Below are 20834 nucleotides of genomic sequence, written 5' to 3'. Positions count from 1 at the left end.
AAACAAACGAATACGACACACGGTATCAAGAATCTCTGGGTTAACGCTAGAGCGCTACGTTTGATTATACAATCTAACGGCGGGTGTATGAGTATCGCCAATTAATCGTATGGGGCTTGATACGTGTTCGGAAGTGTAGGTAACGAAGCGCAGGTAGCGATGCGCTTGAGCGTAAAAAGCAAGCGCATAGACCACGCTTTCACTCTGAGAATAGATCTGAGGTGATGGTCTAAATTACAATTTAAATTGAGATGTCGCATCATTCAGAGACTTCGAAGTAGATAATAAGTCGTCCGCGACCGCAGCCACTTTTTTGAACGCAGAATCCGTTGTTTCGGCCGAGTCATACATACTGTTGATTATTTCGCTCACGCTATTTACCACAATGCTTTGCTCTTCGGTCGCTGATGCAATCGTTAGACTCATGCCGTTCACGTCTTCGATCTTTGACTTAATTTGGTTGAGCGCATCACCGGTTTCTACCGCTTGTTGCTCTGTTGCAAGCGACTGTTCTTTTGCAGAGTTCATGGCTAGAACAGTATCGGATGCACTATAAAAGCCACCGCCAACTGAAGCGAAGCCATTAATATTTATATCGGCGAGCGCAGGAACAGAGGTGCACGCTACTGCCACTGCTAACGCTGTATGTTTGAATTTTAATGTCATCTATGCCTCCTCAAGGCTTATTGAATTAAGCCATATTATTAGTGCGTATACTTATAGGCGATAAAACAGATGCTGCAAGAAACGTATCGGCTGTTTTGCAAAATAGAGTTGGGATGACGTGCATAGCCAAGGGCAGTTCGAATAAGTCGCATCAAAGAAGTCGCATCGAACAAAGCGTGCTTAACGAACATCAATGCAATACATATTATCTTATCGGTAAGAGCGCTGAATTCTGAGGCATCAATCTGGATCGACCAAAACAGGGGAGGTTTTGTGCTGCTCTTTGTCTCTCGTTTTCTGCGGGCAACTGGCGATCTTGCCCGGACTTTATCTTTTGTCCAAGATACGGTTATCGCGCTTTAACGGTCTAAGGCTTAGAATCGTACCTAGCACAATCGAGTTACGAGCTGTGGTAGTTGCTAATATGAGTTAGCGTGCGCGAGAATCCTTTGTCGTTCATGTTCGAAAACCCGCGTCTCGAGTTGAAAGTAAGGCAGCGAATGTCCGTACTATCAACATTCGGCGGTAAGACGAAAGAGCGTATGTATGCTTAGAGCCTTGATAAGTCATTGCCGGTTGCCTGGCTTTTAATGCGGTTTATAATCGTTAAGAGGCTCAACATAATCGACGGATATAGGTGCGTGTCTTTGGCGAGGTGAGATTGAACAGTAACATGTGATCGCAACCATACAGCGCAACTTATCTTCAGGGTTTTTCTTGGAGCTTATCTTCTGGGCTTAGCTTGTGGGCTTAGCTTACGGGCTTAGCATCAAGAAGTTTCGAACAGGCACTCCGGTCTGTATGTGTGCTAACCGCGAGTATCGAGATATTTGGCTAGCGAACGCACAAGTTGGAAGTAAGAGCTGACAATGTATGGGTTTTATTTCTTGGAAAAGTGCTTACCCACGACTTTTCAACGCAACGACTTTTAATATCAATGACGCTTCAACGAAAGCGCTCATGCACACGGCCTTGACGTATCGTTTGAGCTTATCGAGTAAGATTATGTTTCTTCAAATAAAGTTTTCAGCTTATCTCATTGCCTTCTTCGTGCTGACTAGTTCGACGCTAAGCCAAGCGTCAGAAGATGCGGGTTGGTCTGAGTTTTCGCACACAGCCATGACGACCCGTATCGAGCTCGTGTTTTGGTTCGAGGATCCATCTAAGGCGAAGCCGATTGCCGATCGAGTGTTTGCTAGCTTTGATGAGATCGATCGAACCATGAACCGATATAACGAAGACTCTGAGCTGTCTTTCGTGAACACGAATGCCGCAATTGCGCCGGTCCGTGTTTCTGATGGCCTGTTTGCTGTGTTATTCGAAGCACAAAAGGTAAGCCAGTTGACTGATGGAGCATTTGATATCAGCTTCGCATCGGTTGGCTACCTTTATGACTTCCGCAGAAACGTACAACCGACCGAAGCGATGTTAAGCGCATCAATCGACAGTGTGGACTATCGAAAGATTACACTCGATGAACTATCAAAAACCGTGTCTTTACAAAGCAAGACGATGCGGTTGGACTTGGGAGGTATTGCGAAAGGTTATTCGGTCGATCGCGCTGTTGAAATATTGAAGCAGGCTGGCGTTAAAAACGCCAGAGTCAGCGCTGGCGGTGATATGCGACTGCTTGGAGACAAACGGGGCAAGCCTTGGGTGGTGGGAATACGCGACCCACGTGTAAAAAGCGACAATGCAGTGGTATTACCGTTAGAAAACGTTGCGATTTCAACGTCTGGTGATTACGAGCGTTTTTTCGTAAACGAAGAGGGGACGCGAGTACATCATATTCTTTCGCCAAAAACCGGCAAGCCTGCAAAGGGCATTCAAAGCGTGACTATTCTCGGTGAACACGCAACGCAAACAGACGCGCTTTCGACGGCTGTGTTTATTCTTGGCTTAGACAAAGGCCTTGCATTGATTAATAGCATGCCTGGTATCGATGTTATTATTTTGGATGAGCATCGGAGAATGCATTACTCAAGCGATTTGACCTCACCTTCAAAGTAACGCACACCAACCTATACAATGACCCCGCCGGATATGGAACTTAACTGGCTAAATCCAATAAGGCTGTCTTGCAGAGTGCTGTTCCCAAGCCCGTGCCCTGCAAACGTGGTTCCAAAGCTCCCTTGTTCGCCATGCAACGCCATATAGTTCAACAGCACTGTCTGAACAAGCAAGTTAACATTGTTCGCTGCAGGTGTTGCGGCTGTTTCAACTGAAGCATCTGAACGCATATAACCAATTTGATTTCGGATTGCTACCGGGCGAGAGCCTGGATTGTATACCAAGTAAAACGACGCAGCTGTAGATTGGTTGTCTCCCGTCCACTCGCCTTTGCCTGCGCCATCAACGCTATTATCGATGCGTCCATTACTTGCCACAGACCCATCAGAGCAAACGTAAATCATCAGCGGTACACCAATGCGCGCCGCATACTCAAGACAAGCCCCCATACAACGCCCAGCGCGTAAATCACGTCGCTCACCCGTACCTCGCTCACCGGTGTGATAGTCGAAACCACCCATGGTGACCGTTCCGGCTCCCGCAAAACCATTCACGACAAGCTTCATTACCGATGCTGTTTTACGGAATTCACTATCACTGTTAAATTCAGCTGTTGAGAAGATTCCCCCTGGGCCGACAATATCAGTATCTGCAGCCGGATCTAGGGTGCTAGGGTTGCCAAAACGATCCGCAATATCAGCGCTTTTTACATATCCGCAACGCACCAAATCCTTCACTACGTCATTCGCCGTAATGTCGCTGTAAGCGTTAACCTGATTCATCTTCTGATCACTAATGCGTTGTATCGACTCCATTACCGCAACAGCATCGCTTTGATCCAATAGACCTACAAGGTCACCCACATCAACCAACCCGCTGACATCGCTTGGTCGGTCAACTTTGGTTGGTCGAACTGAGCTATCCATAAGATCCATTGGCGACATTGAATTACCGCCCGAATCAGAGTTTCGGGAGCCGATCAGGCTCAGCAGTGAGCCATCAGCGCCTGCTTTGTAGATTCCATACATTGGGTTGTGTGGATTATTCCCGGTGTCATTCTCAGAGCGGGCCGGAATCACCGCACCATTGATATTCGCTTGGGTGCCTGCCGACGCTTTCTCTTGGATACCCCTTAAAAAAGCGCTGTCAGAATGGAAAGCAATTCCCAAATCTTCGTTAACGTGAGTGCCCGACGCCGTATTCATATTTGGCGCGCCAGGAATCATATCGGCAGGCAAACCGAGCTTGCTATATCCTGCGGTCGATAGGAAATCTTGCTGGCCTCCTTGTCGTCCGACCAATACGTTTGATCCAGCAATATTGGCGCCCCCTGCTAGATCAAAACAAATAAAGGGGATCTTTCCGGCCCCCTGCGTTGCAATGCCACATGACGCTTTGAGTGCTTCTAAGTCTGACGACAACGCACCATATGCCTTGTTAGGGTTAGCAAACAAGCTCAATGCGGATGTGCCAACCACGGCAGCGCCTCCGGCCATAAAACCCTGAGATATAAACTCTCTGCGTGTGCGAGGCCTGCTGTGATCGCTATGAAACAAAGGGCTGTCTAGGTCTTGCGCTTTTTTTCGTGCAGTCTTAATTAACATGTTTTTCTCCTAATCACGTGATGGTCGCTATTGCACGAGTATGACGGCACTACCGAGAACGGCTGCACAGCTTGCTTTGACTATAGTTTCTGTTCGATCGCTTGCGCATGAACCGCCACAAGACGTCAGAATATCCACCAGATCATTGAGCTCATCTTCAATGTCCGTGTCAGATGGTTGGGAGGTTAGTGTTTCACCCACCATGTTGCTGAGTAGGGGATCGAAAATATAGCTACGCTTGGTGGGGGTATCGAACGCCACGTTAGCCGCAGCACTAAAGTCAAAACTGGGGAAGTAGCTACTGCGCAGGCTGGTACTTTCGACCAAGGCGTCACAATACTGAATCGCAAGCTGCGTGATTGCCATCTGATGTGCTGATACAAAACCGTCGATGCTTTCAGTGGTAGGCATTTGTTGACGCACAGTCGTGAATGTTGCCTCTACGTTTGAGGTTGTAAGCGGTACCGTTGTAACCGCCGACATCGTTGCATTTATCTCATCAAAGGTTTTTAGGCCAATGTCAGGAGACGTAGGCAGGTCTGAAGGCGTGGCAGGGCTAGGGACAGCCGGTTGAGAAAACGCATTTGCATTCCCGTTAATATCTTCAAAGCTCAAAAAGAACTCGTCGCTCTCCGGGCCCAACTCTAAGGGAATGATGGTACCGATGGTCGATAATGTCTGACGGCCATTTATGTAGTCGGCATCGTTTAAATAGACGCTCAATCTCTCAAACGCCTGCCCAACAGGCGCCTCTTTCGCGTTAATACCAATACGCATGCCATCTATATTGATGTTTGGCAGCGAGACCTCAGGGTCTAAGCTAGTAAAGAACGGTTCGACGAATAAATAACTGTATTCGTCGAACTGGCTTACCTCAAAAACGATGAACGCGTCGTCTACGCCGATCAAATGAGAAATGCTAAAAAGTAAGAAGAATTTCTCACCAACACCAACTTCATAGTTCTGTTGAATCTGCTCTGCTGTAAGCGCTCTGTTGTGCACTGCAACCATGCGGAGAGAGCCCTGCCACAATGAGTTTCCGTCCGTTTCATTCCCAAGAACAAACGCAAAGCTGTCATCCCAGTCGCTCAATTGCCCGGCATCCTCAGGGTCAAGATCTTGTGTATATTCTCCGTTCACGTAGATTTTGCGTCCCTCTCCGGGATTGAAAGTCACGACAACATGCTGCTGGGTTGCTTGTAGACGTTCATCTTCATCAGCCGTCGAAAAGGCTTCGTTTTGGTTTGTTGTGCTGCTGCGCTGCAAAACGTCGTAGTTGTATAGGGTCTGCCCAAGCGCAACATTACGTGAAGTTTCGGAGCCCGAGTAACTTACAATCCGCGCGTTTTCTTGCGTGACATTATTTGGAATAACCCAGGCTTCTATGCTGTATTCATTGGTCGCGGTAATCAGGCTATGCAGTTTGCGACTCGAGGTGGTAGTGGCTTGTGCTTTGCCATTAGGCACGTTGATGTTGGTGTCTTCATCGGTATACGCTGAACCAAAACGCAGACCCCAGCCGCCTACCCATTCGACATTGCCGCTGAGAGTCAAATTCAAAGCGGGTTCGATTCCGCTTGTGTCGTAAGCAACGGCACCTTCACCAGTTTTGAATTCAAACTGCGCGATCACGTTATCTTCTATGCGGCCTCCAGTATTTGCGGCTATTCCATCCTCGATGAGTGCAAGCGCCTTACTGGTTTGTAGATTTGAGTCAATATCGTTTCTTGGTACACTGCTCGCAAAATTGTCGATAGCCGTTTCCATCTCGTTGGATGATGTTGTGCAATCACCATTCCAGCAGTTGTGAAATTCGGTTCTTAAGCGTTGAACTAGCCTTGATGCGGAGGGCGTTTCCAGATTGATTCGCGATTGCGCAGCAGCATAGGAGACGTCAATATCGCTACTGCCAATAAAGGGAGTTTGCTGTCCTTCAACATGGCAATTACTGCAGTAGGTTTCGAGCAACGCATGAACACCAGTAAAGCCAGAGCTATCAGCTGGGAATGTCTTTGTTTGCCCTGGGTCTTTTATTTGTGGAGCGCGCAGCACGATCTCAGTTTGCGCGCTGGCAGAACCCCCAGCCCAGTTTTCTATGTAGCTTGTAAGCGTATCAGCGCAGGCGCTATCGCTTGCGAGCCAGCAGTTGTGTCCGCCACCTACTTTTGTGACCATTAATGAGGTCGCCGCGTCGGCAAGGTTTACGATAGTATTTGCCGCGCCATAAGCGAGATTAATGTCATCGTCTCTCACGAAGGTCGGAGATTGCCCGCCGGCGCCATGACACGCTCCGCATCGATTACTGCTTACCAAGTTATCCCAGACATTGAGCTTAAAATTTTGCACGTCAGTCGTCGACGGTGCAGGACCGTCATAATTGGCGCTTTGTACGGTAAAGGTATTCGGGTTTTCAAGAGTAGATTCGCCCGAACCGCAGCCTGCTAACAGTGCGAAAAACAGCGTGGCGAAAAGTGCTTTACCATTCACATGAGTGTGGCTGACAAGGCGAGATTTGTTGATTGTACTAACGCGTAGATGGGTCATAGCTTAAGGCCCCATGCAGTAGACAGCGGATTCAGCAAACACTTGCTTTAACTTGTAGCCGCTCGACTTAAATGAATTAACCATGGAATCGACTTGATTTCGATCTGCCGTGTCAGACGGTGGTCGTAAGCACACATTTTCAAATACCTTCTTCACTTGGCACTGGGCGAACGCTTCAGAGTGGGCAAGTTCTTGTCCCATTGATTTAGCACCCATGCCGGTTCCGCTAAGCCCTGCATCCCAACCGAGAATGCTGTTCTGCCCCTCGCGCCAATAGTTATCCCATTGGTCAGTCGATGTAACATAACCGTATTCGAACGTTGTTGAATTAATTCGATACTTACCTTGAACGCGCTCTCCCGTTTCCGCATCAACACTGCCCACTGCGTTGTACACCATCCGTCCAAATAGGCCGTTCGGGTCTGTCGCTGCGTCGTATTCATAATCGTAGTAAGCGAATGATTGAGACATCGGGTCCATTCCGGCATGGCAACCAATACAATTATTCAAGAAGATTTTGCTATCGCCACCAGGGCTGCGTGAAACATCTTGTCGGATTCGATCAGGAGGGCGAGTGGTGTCGTTCACTTGCTCCAAGTCATTGCACAAGTGGTGCAGCATTGTGAATCGGAACATTGCTCTGTTTGTCCCACCGCTGAAATATGCTTGTGCGGCAGCTCTCGTAGTCATTACGCCCGCGGTCGCATCGCTAGGTAGACCGTTAACGCTCGATTGAGTTGTACGAACCAGAAAGTCTTTTAAGCTCGCATCGCTTGCCTCAAGCTCTTCGTAGTGATCATTATCCGTATTAGAGTAGGGTGTCAGCCCGAGACTCGCATCACCCACATAAACAACGTTGTCGTAGAGTACTGTTCTAAAGTCTCGCTCTTCAAGTACGAGCCCGATGACGGTCGCGGTGTAGTCATTTAGAGGGACTGCATTGTCCATCGCCTCATTGGTCCAAGGCGCGGCAAAGTTTTTAAGCGTGACATTGTAGAAGCTCTTGTGCTCTAGAGCGCGTTCAGCTGCAAGGTCAGCATTTCCTGAGCCGATCTGCGTCGCCATGTAGTCCAAATCACTCGCGGAAGGTGGAACCCCTGCGATACGTTCATGGAGACGTTTTGCTTGCTCTCTATCGCCTGCGATCGTCATGACACTAATACTCATCATAACGGCTGAAGCTATAAAAGCTGGTAATGTTCTCTTTATAGGTTTGAAGATTCTCTCAGAGACCTTCATGATGCTGATCCTCATACTACCCATGATCAAGAACCAAAGCGGTCCTTATCGTGTTGTTTTAAACAGTCTAGTTACTAACTTCCGAAGCGAGTGAGCGGCACTTCACACGCTTACATAGCGTTACTGACGAGTTACCGAAGTGCTGTGGAGAGAAGATCTTTTGGGCACATACTTAAAAACATCTTTAAGCCCAAGCTCTTATAAGCGCACGATTATGTTGAAGTGGAATGCAAAAGTGAACGACTCGGATTTAACATTTATTAACCTAGCGCGAGTCAATGCTGGTGTTCGCTTGGTTGCGCTTGGCGTTTTACTTGCGCTTTTGAGTGCATGTGGTGTCGGAACGAGTTCTGGTAGCAACATCGCTTTTTGCCCACTTGTCGAGGAAGGCGCGGTTGCATTTGTTAAGCGCCCATTGCAATACGATGACAACAACCCTGAAATGTTATTGGCAGATGACCTTCGAGAACCTCAAGAATTCCGGCCCGGCGGACGGCTATTTATCAAGGGAAGTGCGCTGCCAAGTGCACAGGCAGTTGACGTAACAAGTGCAGTATTTTCCGACAGCGCATTTCTGAATGATGACGGTGCATTGCTTTATGACGTTAAAGATTTAACTGTTTCCTATGATGGTACAAAGCTCGCTTTTACGATGCGCGCGCCCGAAATCGAAGGTGCTGACGAAGAAGATCAACCAAAGTGGGATATCTTCGTGTTTGATTTTGAAACCTGCACCTTAGATCGCGTCATCCAGTCGGATGCTACCGCCGCTTCAGGGCATGATATTACACCGGCTTTTCTGGCAGACGACAGATTGGTCTTCGCATCAACGCGACAACAAACAAGCAAAGCAATTTTACTCGACGAAGGCAAGCCTCAGTTTTCTCGTATTGATGAAGAGTTAGATTTTGAGGCATTTAACCTTCATGTGATGACATTAGAGGGTGATGATATTGATCAAATTACCTACAACCAAAGCCATGACCTAAACCCCGTTGTCATGGCAAATGGTAAGGTAGTTTTTTCTCGATGGGATAATGCCGGCCAAACTCGAAACAATGGGATGAATCTGTACGAAGTGAACCCAGATGGTTCGGAACTTAACTACTTATACGGCCGGCATTCTCATGATGCAAGCGCGGTTTCAAATGCTGACTCGGGCACGGTTCAGTATGCGAGACCAATTGAATCAGATGCTGGGAATATCATTGTAGAGCTACGCGAGTTTCAATCAGAGACGCTGAGTGCGGTACCAACAGAAATCGATATTGAAGGGCACGTTGAATTCAATTTGCGCACCGACGGCACCGCTGGTGACGGCCAGACGGCACTAATCGACGGCATTGATTCGTCGGGTGAGCTGAGCATTAATGGCAATTATGGCTCGGTGTTTCCGTTATACGATAATACCGGGAGGCTGCTTGCTAGCTGGTCAGCTTGTCGGGTTAGGCGCGCATTAGCGCCTGACGCTCCTTTAGATCAACTAAATGAGAATCCCTCAGAGCCGTGCACTGATGCGAAGCTCGCCGATGACATTAATTACGAACCGGCTCCGCCACTTTACGGCTTATGGATTGTCGATGGTGACACGCAATTACCCATTGTGTTGCCTGAAGAAGGTCAAGAGTTTACAGATGCGGTTATTGTCGCATCGCGCTCTCGGCCAATGTTCATCCCCGATTTAATGCTCGATGCCGACGAACAAGTGCTTGCGGATGACGGGTTTGGCGTTCTGCATATACGAAGCGTTTACGACATTGATGGAGCTGATACCAGCACTTCCGGTATCGCGGCACTTGCAGACCCAGTTCAAACACCCCCTGCAACACGGCCTGTCCAGTTTCTTAGAGTTGAGAAGGCTGCTTCTATACCTCCGGATTATGTGCGAGACATCGATAACTCTGCATATGGTCGATCTCGGGCGCAGTTAATGCGAGAGATTTTGGGTTACGTTCCCGTTGAGCCCGATGGCTCAGTCAAAGTTGCTGTGCCAGCAAATGTGTCGTTAGCGCTCAGTTTGGTTGACTATCTAGGTCAAAGATTGGTCGGCTCTGAGCGCCACCAAAACTGGCTAAGTGTTCGACCAGGAGAAACGCGAGAGTGCAAAGGTTGCCATACTGGAGCAAGCACAGTTCCGCATGGTCGGAGCAATGTAGGACCAGACAGTATTAATGGTGGCGCATTGACGACCGGATCACCATTCCCCAATACCGAGCCGGCCTTATTTGCGGACGCGGGCGAAACCATGGCCGAAGTATATGCGCGGATAAACGGGCTTCGCTCGCTCAATCCCGACATCAGCTTCGTCGATGAGTGGACGAATCCAGCGGTCACTCCAAAGGCAGCGAGTTATGAGCTCTTGTATGGCGATTTAAACACAAATGCCCCATTAAGCTCGCCTGCATGCGCGACTGAGTGGCAGAGCGTGTGCCGCGTCGTGATCAACTATCCAGAGCACATCCAACCTCTTTGGGACTTCGACCGTCGCACGTTTGCGATGGATGGCGTTACGGTTCTTTCAGATAACACATGTACTTCGTGTCACAACAACGAGGACGCGGCTGGCGACCCAATAGTCCCCATTGAACAGCTCGACTTAAGTAACGACCCCTCTACAGATCAACCCGATCACTTCACCTCTTACCGTAACTTGTTGTTTACAACGGTCGAACAAGAGCTTGATAACGAGATTCTCCAGCCCATCCTTGTTGCCACGGGAGAGTTTGAACGTGACGAGGATGGAGAACTCATTTTGGACGTTGCCGGTGATCCGATTGAGATATTTGAGACAGTACCGGTTCAACCGACCATGCGCACAGCAGGCGCCAAGTCGAGTTCAGATTTTATGGATGTTTTTGGAGCAGGCGGTGCGCATGCCGGCTATCTTAGCGAAGCTGAACTAAGGTTAATCTCAGAGTGGCTGGATATCGGTGCACAGTATTGGAATGACCCTTTCAAAGCACCATTTAACTAGGATTGAGAGTTTGAAGGACCAAGCAATAAAGTGTTTCCTTAACGTCTTAAAGCTGACGTCTTTGGTCTTTATTTCGCAGTCAGCGTTTGCCGACTGGTGGTCATGGGATGGCGAAGAGCAAGCGCCGCAGCTGGTGCAGGTGGTTGAGCCGTTCATCGAGATGCGCACCGGTCCTGCGGACGTATACCCGGTCGTTCATACCGCTGAACAAGATGAGTGGCTTACGATCTTGCGACGCAAGACGAGCTGGATACAGGTAAAGGATGGTCGGCAACGTCAGGGTTGGGTGCATATCGAAGATATCTTACTGACCCATGACGTGAGTGGTGAAGCCGTCGACATCACAGCCCCCCGTTTTGATGACTTTAAAACGCGGCGATGGGAAGGCGGTCTTTTAATGGGGGAGTTCGACAGCTTTCCAGTTACAGCCGCTTATTTAGGCTACTGGATGACCGAAAACCTTTCTGCGGAATTGTGGGGTTCGCAAGTATTAGGGGACTTCTCTGAGGTACGAATCTTGAGTTTGAATATACTCCATCAACCTTTTCCACACTGGCGCTACTCACCGTTCTTTTCCCTTGGAGCAGGTGAGGCTTATGTGAAACCGAAAGAAACATTTATTCAGCCCGAGAACACCGAAGAGACTCAGATGAATGTCGGCCTCGGCATGCGGTTCTATGTTACCAACCGGTACTTTGTGCGCATGGAAGTAAAAGACTACAAAATTTTTACTCAAGAGAAATCTAACGAAGAAGCGAGAGAATGGAAATTAGGATTAAGCGTTTTCTTTTAAGGCTCATTAAATGCAGTTTTTTGGCGACTGCACTGTTCAACTCATTGCTTGCGCTTGCAGATGACGAGCGACCAATCATTGAGCCTGACGTCGTGCCTCAAAAAGTAGATGAAGCCCTTATCGATACTGAGAACTTTGAAGCGGGACTGTTTGTCGGAACCATCAACATCGAAGATTTTGAGACGTCTATGTTGTATGGAGTAAGGCTCGCTTATCACCTAAGTGAACTATTTTTTCTCGAAAGCAACATTGGATTTGCTGAAGGGGGAGAGACCAGTTTTGAAAAACTGTCCGGTAACACGCGTTTGTTGTCTGATGCCGAGCGCGAGTACCGCTTTTACAATCTTGGTTTTGGGTACAACCTCTTCCCAGGAGAAGCCTTTTTTAAGAGTTGGTTTTCGGACAAAACCTACGCTTTTAATTCGAATTTTTATTTACTAGCAGGTGCTGGGGCAACGGATTTCGCGGGAGATAATCGATTTACTGCGACGTTTGGTGCGGGCTACCAAGTGATACTCAATGACGCAGTAACGATGAGCTTGGTGTTCCGTGAACATCTCTATGATATCGATGTGCTCGGTGAAGAAAAGACCAGCATAAATACAGAGCTAAGTGCCGGATTGTCGGTATTCTTTTAAACCATTTTTAGTTCGATTTAGGAGCTACACATGAATCTATCGATCGAATCAGGCAAGCACACCTTTCGTAATTGCCAGCCAAAAAATACGCACGTCTTGCGCAAGGTTAATAGCGCGCATGCGTTCGTTTTTTCAATGGTTCTCGTACTTAGTTTTGCGTTCCCGAACAAAGCGAATACAACAGAGATTTTCGGCGCCGCCCCCGATTTTACTTTAAAGAGCAACGATGGCAGCAATGTCCGCCTCGAAGACCTTCGGGGAGAAGTTGTGATGCTTAATTTTTGGGCCTCATGGTGCGGTCCTTGTAGACAAGAAATGCCGCTGATGGATGACATCTATGAAAAATATCAAAAATTCGGCTTCACCATACTCGCGGTGAATGTTGATGAAGATTCTGCCGATGCGGATCGCTTTCTTGATGCCGTTCCAGTGACCTTTCCGATTCTCTATGACAATGAGAGCCGGATAAGTGAACTGTATGGCGTAGACGCAATGCCGACGACAATTATGATCGATCGCGAAGGCAATGCGAGGTTTTTACACCGTGGCTATAAGCCCGGGTACGAAGACGATTACCTTAAACAAGTTAAGAAGTTAATCCGCGAATGATGTTCATAATCAAACAACGCATTCAGCCTTCCGGTAACGATCGGGCTACGGGGCGAAGTTTGTTCGCTCGATCAAAAGGCAAGGCTAAGTGCCGGATCGCTCCTTTCTTTACTGCTGTTGTCGTCTTGTTTGGCGCTACGGTTAGCGGCTGCGCAGATATCAAACCGTGGGTGAAACCCTACGAGCGAGACAATCTCGCAGACCCCATCATGAGCCTAAGCCGTCATGGTTATGCAGACGCGTATATGCATCATGTTTATCAAGCACGAGAAGGTGCGAGAGGTGCTGAAGGTGGCACAGGGGGAGGCTGTGGGTGTAACTAAAAAATCAGTTAAGGTATTCGCTCACCTGGTTGCCGCCCTCACGAGCATAGCGCTTTATAGCGTCAACACCTTTGCAGCGACGTTACCACCAGATGCGGTTGATATCATGCATCATCGCTATGATGGAGGGGGCATGGAGATTAGCGGCCCATCTGTTCTAGTGCGAAAGAGTATTGGGCCACAAGTGTCCGTAACAGGTCATTATTACGTCGATTCAATTTCGGCGGCATCTGTTGATGTAATCGCGACGGCAAGCGAGTACGAAGAGGAACGGACAGAATTTAGTGGCGGAATAGACTTTCTGCACGAGAAAACGATTCTTAGTGGTGGGTATACCAATAGTAGCGAAAACGATTATGAAGCAAACACCGCGTATTTTTCGGTGGCTCAAGACTTCTTTGGTGATCTGACCACCTTGTCGCTCGCTTACGCTCGTGGTTGGGACTCTGTCGGGAAACGGGGGCAGGCAGAAAGCGACTGGGAAGACAAAGATCTTCAGAATTATAATCTTGGCTTGACGCAAGTTATTACAAAAAACGCGCTGTTTAGCATCGATGTCGATGTGATTACCGACGAAGGAAAGCTTGAAAATCCCTATCGTCAAAATCGTTATGTCGACCCGAATGACAGCACGGCCTACCTATATCAACCTGAGGTTTATCCAGATACACGAACAAGCACAGCGCTTGGGTTTCGTGGAATGTATTTCTTACCTTATCGTGCTTCGGTCAAATTAGAATACCGTTATTTTTCCGATAGCTGGGACATTCAAGCAAACACCTATGGTGTTTCCTACAGTCATGCTTTCGACGAATCATGGATCTTCGAAACACGCCTGCGTTATTACGAACAGGATCAAGCTCGGTTTTATAGCGATCTCTTTCCATTCGCGAACTCTCAAACCCATGTTGCCAGAGATAAGGAGCTAAGCACCTATTCTGGTATTACGTACGGATTTGGTGTGAGCTATGAGGTCAAACAGGGTGTAATTCCGTTCGTTAAGCGCCTCCAGCTAAGCCTTTTGGCCGACATTCTTGATTACGACTACGAGAACTTTAGAGACGTAACCGCGTCGGGAAGTTACTTGCCGGGCGAAGAGCCGCTATATGAGCTCGACGCTTGGGTCACACGCACATCATTAATTGTCGAATTTTAACAGGACTATCAAGCATGAACGCCAACACTAACATCATCAAACATCGGCTTGCTTGGTTAATGGCAGCACTTTTCGTTTGTCTGTTTACGAGTTTGTCTGCTCTAGCTGAAGAAGCGGAAAGCCAGTCACCATTTACGGTCGTTGAGAATACGAGCTCGCCGTTTACCGAAGTAAAAAACGACGACGAAGCTTCACCGCAGAGCGAAACGGATGCACCTAAAGAGTATGCCATCGATAAGTCAAAACCGGTTGCTCTTAGCGTGGAAGAATTGAAGAAACAGGTCATCAAGCTCAATCGTGACCTCTTTATTCTCGAAGAAGATTTATTGTTTCCTGCAAATACCCAGTTTGTGGTGTTCCTTTCTCTCGACACTGGTCAGTTTCTAAAACTCGATAGCGTGAAGCTAAAAGTAAATGGTGAAGTCATCGCTGCACATTTATACACGGAGCGTCAGCTAAAAGCGCTTTCACGCGGAGGTATGCAAAGACTTCACATGGGCAACCTAAAAACGGGCGAGCATGAAGTGACAGTTTTTGTTGAAGGTGTCGGGCCTGATGATCGTGTATATAAAAAGGCAGCCACTCTAATCTTAGAGAAAGGCACCGAGCGTAAAGCAATCGAAGTTCGCATAAAAGATCGGTCGAACGACTACCAACCCGATGTGTCTATCATCGAGTGGGAGTGAGGTAGGCGTGTCGATCGTGCTGCATGGTTATTTCGAAATGCTACGTCTTTGCTGTCGTGCGCATCGTTCCCTTACTTTTAGGCTGCGCCAGATGATCGCGCGTATCGCTGTGCTCATCTTCGGGATGATACCGGTCAGTAACTTGATTGCCGATGATGCGAAGTTTGAAGCTGGCTCTACTATATCTACTCGCGCCAACGACCTGCTGTACGGCGAGGCACTGTACGAGTACCACCAAGGGCGCTTTTTCGAGTCGCTCACCGTCTTGAATGTTGCGAAAGAGAAGGGTGGTATCCAGCAGCACGGTGACCACCCTTTGCTCGTCGAAGGCGGTTTAATGCTTGCGTATGGCATGACGCGAGAGGCCAAAAAGCATTTTGAGGCGTTGCTGAGTCCCGATATGACAGCGCTTGTAAGCGCCGATGCTAGAAATCAAGCGTGGTTCTACCTTGGCAAGGTCTTTTACTTGGAGAGTGACCTTGTTGCGTCTCAACGTGCACTCAGTGAAGTTAATGCCGAGAGACTCCTCGAATCGGACGAGTCACTGTACCTTGAATGGCGCTACCTAAATGCGCAGGTGTTGCTTCGAGAAGGGCGAAATGAAAATGCGGTTGCTACTCTAAATACTGCTGACGCGCCCACACAAAAAAATGCAACGTCATATACCCACTCGTCATTTGCCACCGATGACGACAGCCTTTCCGATAGAGCTCAACAAAATGATTTGTGGTCAGTTTATAGTTTATACAACAAGGCGCTTTTGAGCCTCGATCACGGAGAAGATCGTGCAGTTGTTATGGATGGTCTGCTCGCCGCGCAAGAGCAACTCAAGCGCATTTCGAATCAACATGAAGCAGAGTCTGGCTCTGATGAGCAGGCAGAGCGTGCCGCTTTGCGAGATCGCATTTATCTAAGTTTAGGGCAGATATCGCTGCAACAGAACGCGTTCGTAGAAGCCGTTACGTATTTGCAAAAGGTTCCGTACTCGAGCATGGTCTCAGATGAAGCACTTTTCCAATATGCTGTCGCGCAAAGCAATTTAGGGCAGCATGAACTTGCACTCGCAGCTCTAGATCGACTAAACACGCGCACCTTGTTCACGCCTTGGTTGCAACAAGTGCCTTATGCTCTCGCTTTTTTATATGAAAGACTTAATGAGCCAGCGCTTGCCGCTCAGGCCTATAGGGCGGCAGGCGACCATTACGATGGAATCCTGAAAACAATCAAAGAGCAACAAGCATCTCTTGACGAAGTTACGATTATTGCGGCGCTCGAAACCGCGTTCTCCTCAAGCGAAGACCAAAGCAATGACGATTATCTCAACGCTGGTCGATTAGAACCTAAGCGCTCGCAGAACAGCCGATGCGAAAATATGGCGCTCACTGAAGCGCTAGGAGAGCAATCAACGCAGCGCGACGCCTATGGCCGACTTCGCGTTCTGCCTTCCGATTTTTATCTTGTCAACTTGTTAGCGACAGAGCCGTTTCAAATGGCGCTGCGAGACCTTCACGAGCTTTACGATTTGCAAAATGGTTTAAGAACATGGCGCTCGCGATTAGATTCGTTCGCATTGATGCTTGAAACTCGCGCCGCACAGCGACAAAGCAAGTTGGCGGCAGTCAGATCGGATCTAACTGCGCAAGATGCTGAACTATGGACGCTGCGATTCAACGAATACAAGCAAGCAATTGATAAAGCATTAGTGGATGAAGATGTGCGATTTTTTATGGATGAAAGCCAAATCGCATTCAATGCCCAGATTATCGAAGCCAAAGAGACGCTTAAATCCTTGCCGGCCGGCGAAGAGCAACAAGAATTTAGCGCTAAGCTGGCGCGTGTTCAGCGTTATTTTGACTGGTGGGTTGCGGATCGCTACGGCGTTAACCGATGGGCCGCGCAACGAGAAATATCAGAGCTGGGCGAATCTATCGACGAGTTCGAAGCTCGACGCCAATACTTACAAGCCGAGATAGAAAACAGCGCTTTCCAATCCGGATTAGAGAGCCGTATTCTCGAGTCGGGGGTTCGTCTCGACACGCTCGCTTCGCAAATCGATGTTGTATTAGTAGCGACTAGAGGCCGTTTAATCGAACAGGTTTCCAGAGAACTAGACCGCCAATCTTCCGAGGTCGCGCAGTATCGTCTAGCATCGCGCCATGCCCAAGCGCGATTGTCCGATCAATTGTATCGACAGCGCAACGAGGAACAAACCGAGCAATCTAAAGAGTCGTCAGATCGCGTTAGATCAGAGGGGCAAAAACAAGACTCTGCTCTAGAAAACACACCGCTAAGTGCGCACGGCGCGCAAAACGACGACACGATAGCAAAGAAAGAAAGCGCTGGAGCAAGCGCGCGTGATGTTCTTTATAAAGAGGCGTCCGCATGATGAGGGGGTTTATTCAAAGCAGCCGCATGTATTTGCATTACTGCATGTATTTTAAGTACTGTTTAGTGACGACAATCGCGCTCTTCATTTCAGGTTGTCAGATGTTTCAATCGGAACCAGCACGTGTGGCAGATCCTGCACTTTTAGAGAGTTTGCGTCCTGCAGATATTCAGCCTGCAACATTGAATAATTACACACAGTCAGATGTGGATCTTGAAGATGTCATTGCCAATTACTCTGAGCTCTTGCCGCTGCTAGAGTCGCCCGAGGATCAACTAACCGTATTGCACCGCTTGGCAGATCTAAAATTACTCAAAGGTGAGGAAATCATGGCCGAGCAGGCCATTGACGAGCTCGATATTGCGATTGATGCCTATAAAGGTCTTTTGCAACGCTATCCCGATCGCGAGGTTAACGATCGCGTTTACTACCAACTAGCAAAGACCTATGACTTAAAAGGCGAGGTCGACAACTACCTTTCAACGCTCACGATACTAGTGGGTACTTTCCCGAAGTCAAAATACACGGCGGAAGCACAGTTCCGAAGAGGCGAAATCTTGTTTAGCGCTGAAGACTATGTTGGTGCCGAACAGGCTTTTGAAGCCACTGTTGCAGTGGGTAATAGTTCATTCTTGGCGAATGCGCATTATATGAAAGGCTGGAGCGAATTTAAGCAAACACGATACAACGACGCGCTGTTATCCTTCGTCGATGTACTCGATCTTGTGATGCCGGATAGCCTAAAAGTGGGTGAGGTAGAGCAGCGAAGCCAAACCATGGTTGAAGATTTGTTTCGCGTAATGGGGTTGTCACTATCGTATTTAGGTGGCGCTGACGCCCTAGAAAACCTCTTTAATGTTGCCGGCCACCGAAGTTACGAGATCGTCGTCTACGACCGCTATAGTGATTTGTTAATCAGTAAAGAACAGTACAGCGACGCGCTTTCTGTTTATCGCCGTTTCATTACCTTACACCCTCTGAATCTTAATGCGCCTCGCTATCAAGCCAACATTATCGGGACACTCGAAAAAGCAGGCTTTAAAGCCGAAATCTTTGAAGAGAAGGTTCGCTTTGTTGATGTATATGGAATAGGTAGTGCGTTTTGGTTAGTCAACAAAGACCAAGACCTAGAGCCTGTATTTACCGAGCTAAAAATATTGCTGCCCGAGTTAGCAGATCGTCACTACGTTCTTGCACAAAGAGCAGAAAAGCAAAATCAGAAGCAAGCGCGCGCAAGCAACTACCGAAAAGCGGCACGCTATTACGGCGATTTTGTCGTTGCATTCCCAAGCGAACGCCAAACGCCCGAAACGTTAATGTTACTTGGAGAGTGCCGGCTCGCTTTAGAAAACTGGGCAAGCGCAATCTACGCATTTGAGGCAGCAGGGTATTATTTTCCGAGTTACGACAAAGCAAATGAAGCCGCTTATGCGTCGATATTGGCCTACAATGGTTTTTCTCGCTCATGGGATGCGAACAACCCTCGAGTACTAACAGCGAATAAAGATTTACGGCAAAAGAGTCGCCTGCGCTTCGTCGACGAATTTTCGACAGACAGACGGGCAGACGACGTTCTTTACTCAGCCACGCAAGATGCTTTTGCAGAGCAAGACTATGTTCAGAGCATCGAACTTACAGAACGCTTACTTGACTGGCAACCAAGCCCATCAAACAAGGTACTGGCCGAGACCCGGATCATAAAAGCGCACAGCCTATACGCGCTGAAGGATTATAAATATGCAGAACTGGCCTATGTTGCAGCGATTAACGGCTTGCCGAGAAGCGATCAAAGGCGGATAGCGCTGAACGAAAACTTAGCTGCAAGTGTTTATCGGCAGGCGGAGCTTTTGTTAGGCGCTGGCGAAACGCTTGCGGCAATCGATGAATTGTTGAGAGTGGGCGTCGCTTCGCCCTCGTCGACCTTACGAACCAACGCGGAATACGACGCGATTGCTTATCTGATTGAGTTAAAGAAATGGCCAAGAGCCATTACTGAAATGCGCACATTCAGATCTCGTTACCCTCAGCATGCTTTGATCGACACCCTGGTACCGAAAATGGCCTTAGCATACCGGGAAACAAGGCAGTGGGAACTTGCTGCTGACGAGCTCAAGACCATGATTCTGCTTGCTAAAACGGATCAAGAGAAACAAGACACGCTCTACATCGCTGCAGAGCTTTATGATCGCGCCGACAACAAGGCAAAGGCGATATCTAACTACCGCTCTTATGCGAATACCTACCCTAATCCGCCGAGTGAATATATGGAGGCGGCTAACCGGCTCGCAGAACTTTATGATGAGACAGGTGACCAAATTAAGCGTCGATTCTGGTTAGCAAAACAGATGAAGACGGTGGATGCGCTCGGGAGCGATGCAGACCAGCGCATGGTTTACCTTGCCGCCTCGGCTTCTGCGGTGCTTGCGAACGACGCATTCACTCGGTACGCGCGCATAAAACTGAAGCTACCATTAAATGAGTCAATGGCGAAGAAAACGATCGCGCTTGAGCGTGCGATGCAGGCGTACCAAAAAACTGCTTCCTACGGGATTTCCAGCTTTTCGACAGAAGCCGGTTACCGTATGGCCGACATCTATGTGCAGCTTAGCCAGGATTTAATGAACTCTGATCGACCAAAGGGTTTAAACGAACTTGAATTGGAGCAGTATGAGATTTTGCTAGAAGAACAGGCGTTTCCATTCGAGGATAGTGCAATTGATATTCACGAGCAAAACGCGAGCCGCAGCTGGAATGGTATTTACGACGATTGGGTAAAGGAAAGTTTTGCATCGCTTAGAAAGTTGCTACCAGGGCGTTATGACAAGCCTGAATTGACGGGAGGACTTGTCGATGCGCTGCAATAAGGATTTACGCTGGGCTCTAGGGTTTCGCATGACCTTCTCCACCAGGGCGCTACAAGATCGTTTTAAAGCCGTCGCTTTACTTGCCTTAGTTTGTGTATATAGCGGCTGTGCTACAGTCCAAAAACCGGCAGCGGATGTTGCTGAAGTTCAAGACATTGAGGCGGAGAAGGTAAAAACGCAACAAGCGTTCGCGGCTATCGTTCAAATCCATAAAAATGGCGATATTGACGACGCGAAACAGGGCTATGAAGCGTTCTTAGAACGCTTTCCAAACAATACAGCAGCGCGCATTAACCTGTCGCATATTGCCCTGCAAGCAGAACAGTATGATCAAGCCGGCGC

Annotated in this window: 15 protein-coding genes; 11 read left to right on the top strand and 4 right to left on the bottom strand. The window is 48.3% G+C overall.

From position 1 onward, the window contains the following. Nucleotides 1-234 precede the first annotated feature (234 nt). Nucleotides 235-666, bottom strand: coding sequence for a hypothetical protein (locus A3750_RS23900; RefSeq protein ID WP_068457209.1), 432 nt, complete (start codon nucleotides 664-666; stop codon nucleotides 235-237). Nucleotides 667-1626: 960 nt separating this feature from the next. Between A3750_RS23900 and A3750_RS23895 the strand changes: the two genes are divergently transcribed. Continuing rightward, a complete protein-coding gene (locus A3750_RS23895; protein WP_231871946.1) occupies nucleotides 1627-2676 on the top strand; it encodes an FAD:protein FMN transferase in 1050 nt (349 codons plus the stop codon). Between the two features lie 11 nt (nucleotides 2677-2687). Here the strand turns inward: A3750_RS23895 and A3750_RS23890 are convergent, their stop codons facing one another. Genes A3750_RS23890 through A3750_RS23880 form a run of 3 tightly spaced genes read right to left on the bottom strand, consistent with a single transcriptional unit; the run spans nucleotide 2688 to nucleotide 7994 of the window. Continuing rightward, nucleotides 2688-4280, bottom strand: coding sequence for a general secretion pathway protein GspF (locus tag A3750_RS23890; RefSeq protein ID WP_068457207.1), 1593 nt, complete (start codon nucleotides 4278-4280; stop codon nucleotides 2688-2690). 27 nt (nucleotides 4281-4307) lie between these two features. Then, nucleotides 4308-6824 carry a LamG domain-containing protein gene (locus A3750_RS23885; protein ID WP_068457203.1) on the bottom strand — a complete coding sequence of 839 codons (2517 nt, stop codon included), beginning with the start codon at nucleotides 6822-6824 and terminating at the stop codon, nucleotides 4308-4310. A gap of 3 nt (nucleotides 6825-6827) precedes the next feature. Then, complete coding sequence (locus A3750_RS23880) at nucleotides 6828-7994, bottom strand: hypothetical protein (RefSeq protein WP_231871945.1); 1167 nt, start codon at nucleotides 7992-7994, stop codon at nucleotides 6828-6830. Between the two features lie 283 nt (nucleotides 7995-8277). On the opposite strand from A3750_RS23880, the gene A3750_RS23875 reads away from it, so the two are divergent. The 10 genes from A3750_RS23875 to A3750_RS23830 form a co-directional block, all read left to right on the top strand. Next, a complete protein-coding gene (locus tag A3750_RS23875) occupies nucleotides 8278-11037 on the top strand; it encodes a PD40 domain-containing protein (protein WP_082863273.1) in 2760 nt (919 codons plus the stop codon). Nucleotides 11038-11047: 10 nt separating this feature from the next. Next, nucleotides 11048-11830 (top strand): SH3 domain-containing protein, encoded by a 783-nt coding sequence (locus A3750_RS23870; protein ID WP_197466360.1) that lies wholly within the window; start codon nucleotides 11048-11050, stop codon nucleotides 11828-11830. Then, nucleotides 11800-12468: an outer membrane beta-barrel domain-containing protein gene (locus tag A3750_RS23865; RefSeq protein ID WP_068465879.1), complete on the top strand. Its 669-nt coding sequence runs from the start codon at nucleotides 11800-11802 to the stop codon at nucleotides 12466-12468. The genes A3750_RS23870 and A3750_RS23865 overlap by 31 nt, the downstream gene beginning before the upstream one ends. A gap of 30 nt (nucleotides 12469-12498) precedes the next feature. Next, nucleotides 12499-13077, top strand: coding sequence for a TlpA disulfide reductase family protein (locus tag A3750_RS23860; protein WP_231871944.1), 579 nt, complete (start codon nucleotides 12499-12501; stop codon nucleotides 13075-13077). Then, nucleotides 13074-13400, top strand: a complete 327-nt coding sequence (locus A3750_RS23855) for a DUF4266 domain-containing protein (protein WP_231871693.1) — start codon at nucleotides 13074-13076, stop codon at nucleotides 13398-13400. The genes A3750_RS23860 and A3750_RS23855 overlap by 4 nt, the downstream gene beginning before the upstream one ends. After that, nucleotides 13360-14556, top strand: coding sequence for a DUF3570 domain-containing protein (locus tag A3750_RS23850; protein WP_231871943.1), 1197 nt, complete (start codon nucleotides 13360-13362; stop codon nucleotides 14554-14556). Before A3750_RS23855 ends, A3750_RS23850 begins: the two co-directional genes overlap by 41 nt. 14 nt (nucleotides 14557-14570) lie before the next feature. Continuing rightward, on the top strand, nucleotides 14571-15242 hold the full coding sequence (locus A3750_RS27065; RefSeq protein WP_231871942.1) for an AraC family transcriptional regulator: 672 nt from the start codon (nucleotides 14571-14573) through the stop codon (nucleotides 15240-15242). A 91-nt stretch (nucleotides 15243-15333) separates the two neighbouring features. Beyond that, the gene (locus tag A3750_RS23840) at nucleotides 15334-17628 is read left to right on the top strand and encodes a hypothetical protein (RefSeq protein WP_068465880.1); all 2295 of its coding nucleotides are present in this window, start codon (nucleotides 15334-15336) and stop codon (nucleotides 17626-17628) included. Between the two features lie 101 nt (nucleotides 17629-17729). Continuing rightward, the gene (locus A3750_RS23835; RefSeq protein ID WP_197466571.1) at nucleotides 17730-20492 is read left to right on the top strand and encodes a tetratricopeptide repeat protein; all 2763 of its coding nucleotides are present in this window, start codon (nucleotides 17730-17732) and stop codon (nucleotides 20490-20492) included. Nucleotides 20493-20520: 28 nt separating this feature from the next. Next, nucleotides 20521-20834, top strand: a 314-nt coding sequence (locus A3750_RS23830; protein ID WP_156498900.1) for a M48 family metallopeptidase, incomplete at its 3' end; no start/stop codon positions are given.

It is taken from the genome of Oleiphilus sp. HI0079, assembly GCF_001635105.1.
Note: the sequence above shows the minus strand (reverse complement) of the source record. Positions and strands in the feature narration are given on the sequence as shown.

Excerpts from the sequence above, each read along its gene's own strand:
- A3750_RS23835 (WP_197466571.1), top strand. The coding sequence starts at position 17,730 with ATGTTTCAATCGGAACCAGCACGTGTGGCAGATCCTGCACTTTTAGAG.
- A3750_RS23885 (WP_068457203.1), bottom strand. The coding sequence starts at position 6,824 with ATGACCCATCTACGCGTTAGTACAATCAACAAATCTCGCCTTGTCAGC.
- A3750_RS23855 (WP_231871693.1), top strand. The coding sequence starts at position 13,074 with ATGATGTTCATAATCAAACAACGCATTCAGCCTTCCGGTAACGATCGG.
- A3750_RS23865 (WP_068465879.1), top strand. The coding sequence starts at position 11,800 with ATGGAAATTAGGATTAAGCGTTTTCTTTTAAGGCTCATTAAATGCAGT.
- A3750_RS27065 (WP_231871942.1), top strand. The coding sequence starts at position 14,571 with ATGAACGCCAACACTAACATCATCAAACATCGGCTTGCTTGGTTAATG.
- A3750_RS23880 (WP_231871945.1), bottom strand. The coding sequence starts at position 7,994 with ATGATGAGTATTAGTGTCATGACGATCGCAGGCGATAGAGAGCAAGCA.
- A3750_RS23860 (WP_231871944.1), top strand. The coding sequence starts at position 12,499 with ATGAATCTATCGATCGAATCAGGCAAGCACACCTTTCGTAATTGCCAG.
- A3750_RS23890 (WP_068457207.1), bottom strand. The coding sequence starts at position 4,280 with ATGTTAATTAAGACTGCACGAAAAAAAGCGCAAGACCTAGACAGCCCT.
- A3750_RS23875 (WP_082863273.1), top strand. The coding sequence starts at position 8,278 with ATGTTGAAGTGGAATGCAAAAGTGAACGACTCGGATTTAACATTTATT.
- A3750_RS23840 (WP_068465880.1), top strand. The coding sequence starts at position 15,334 with ATGATCGCGCGTATCGCTGTGCTCATCTTCGGGATGATACCGGTCAGT.
- A3750_RS23895 (WP_231871946.1), top strand. The coding sequence starts at position 1,627 with ATGCACACGGCCTTGACGTATCGTTTGAGCTTATCGAGTAAGATTATG.
- A3750_RS23900 (WP_068457209.1), bottom strand. The coding sequence starts at position 666 with ATGACATTAAAATTCAAACATACAGCGTTAGCAGTGGCAGTAGCGTGC.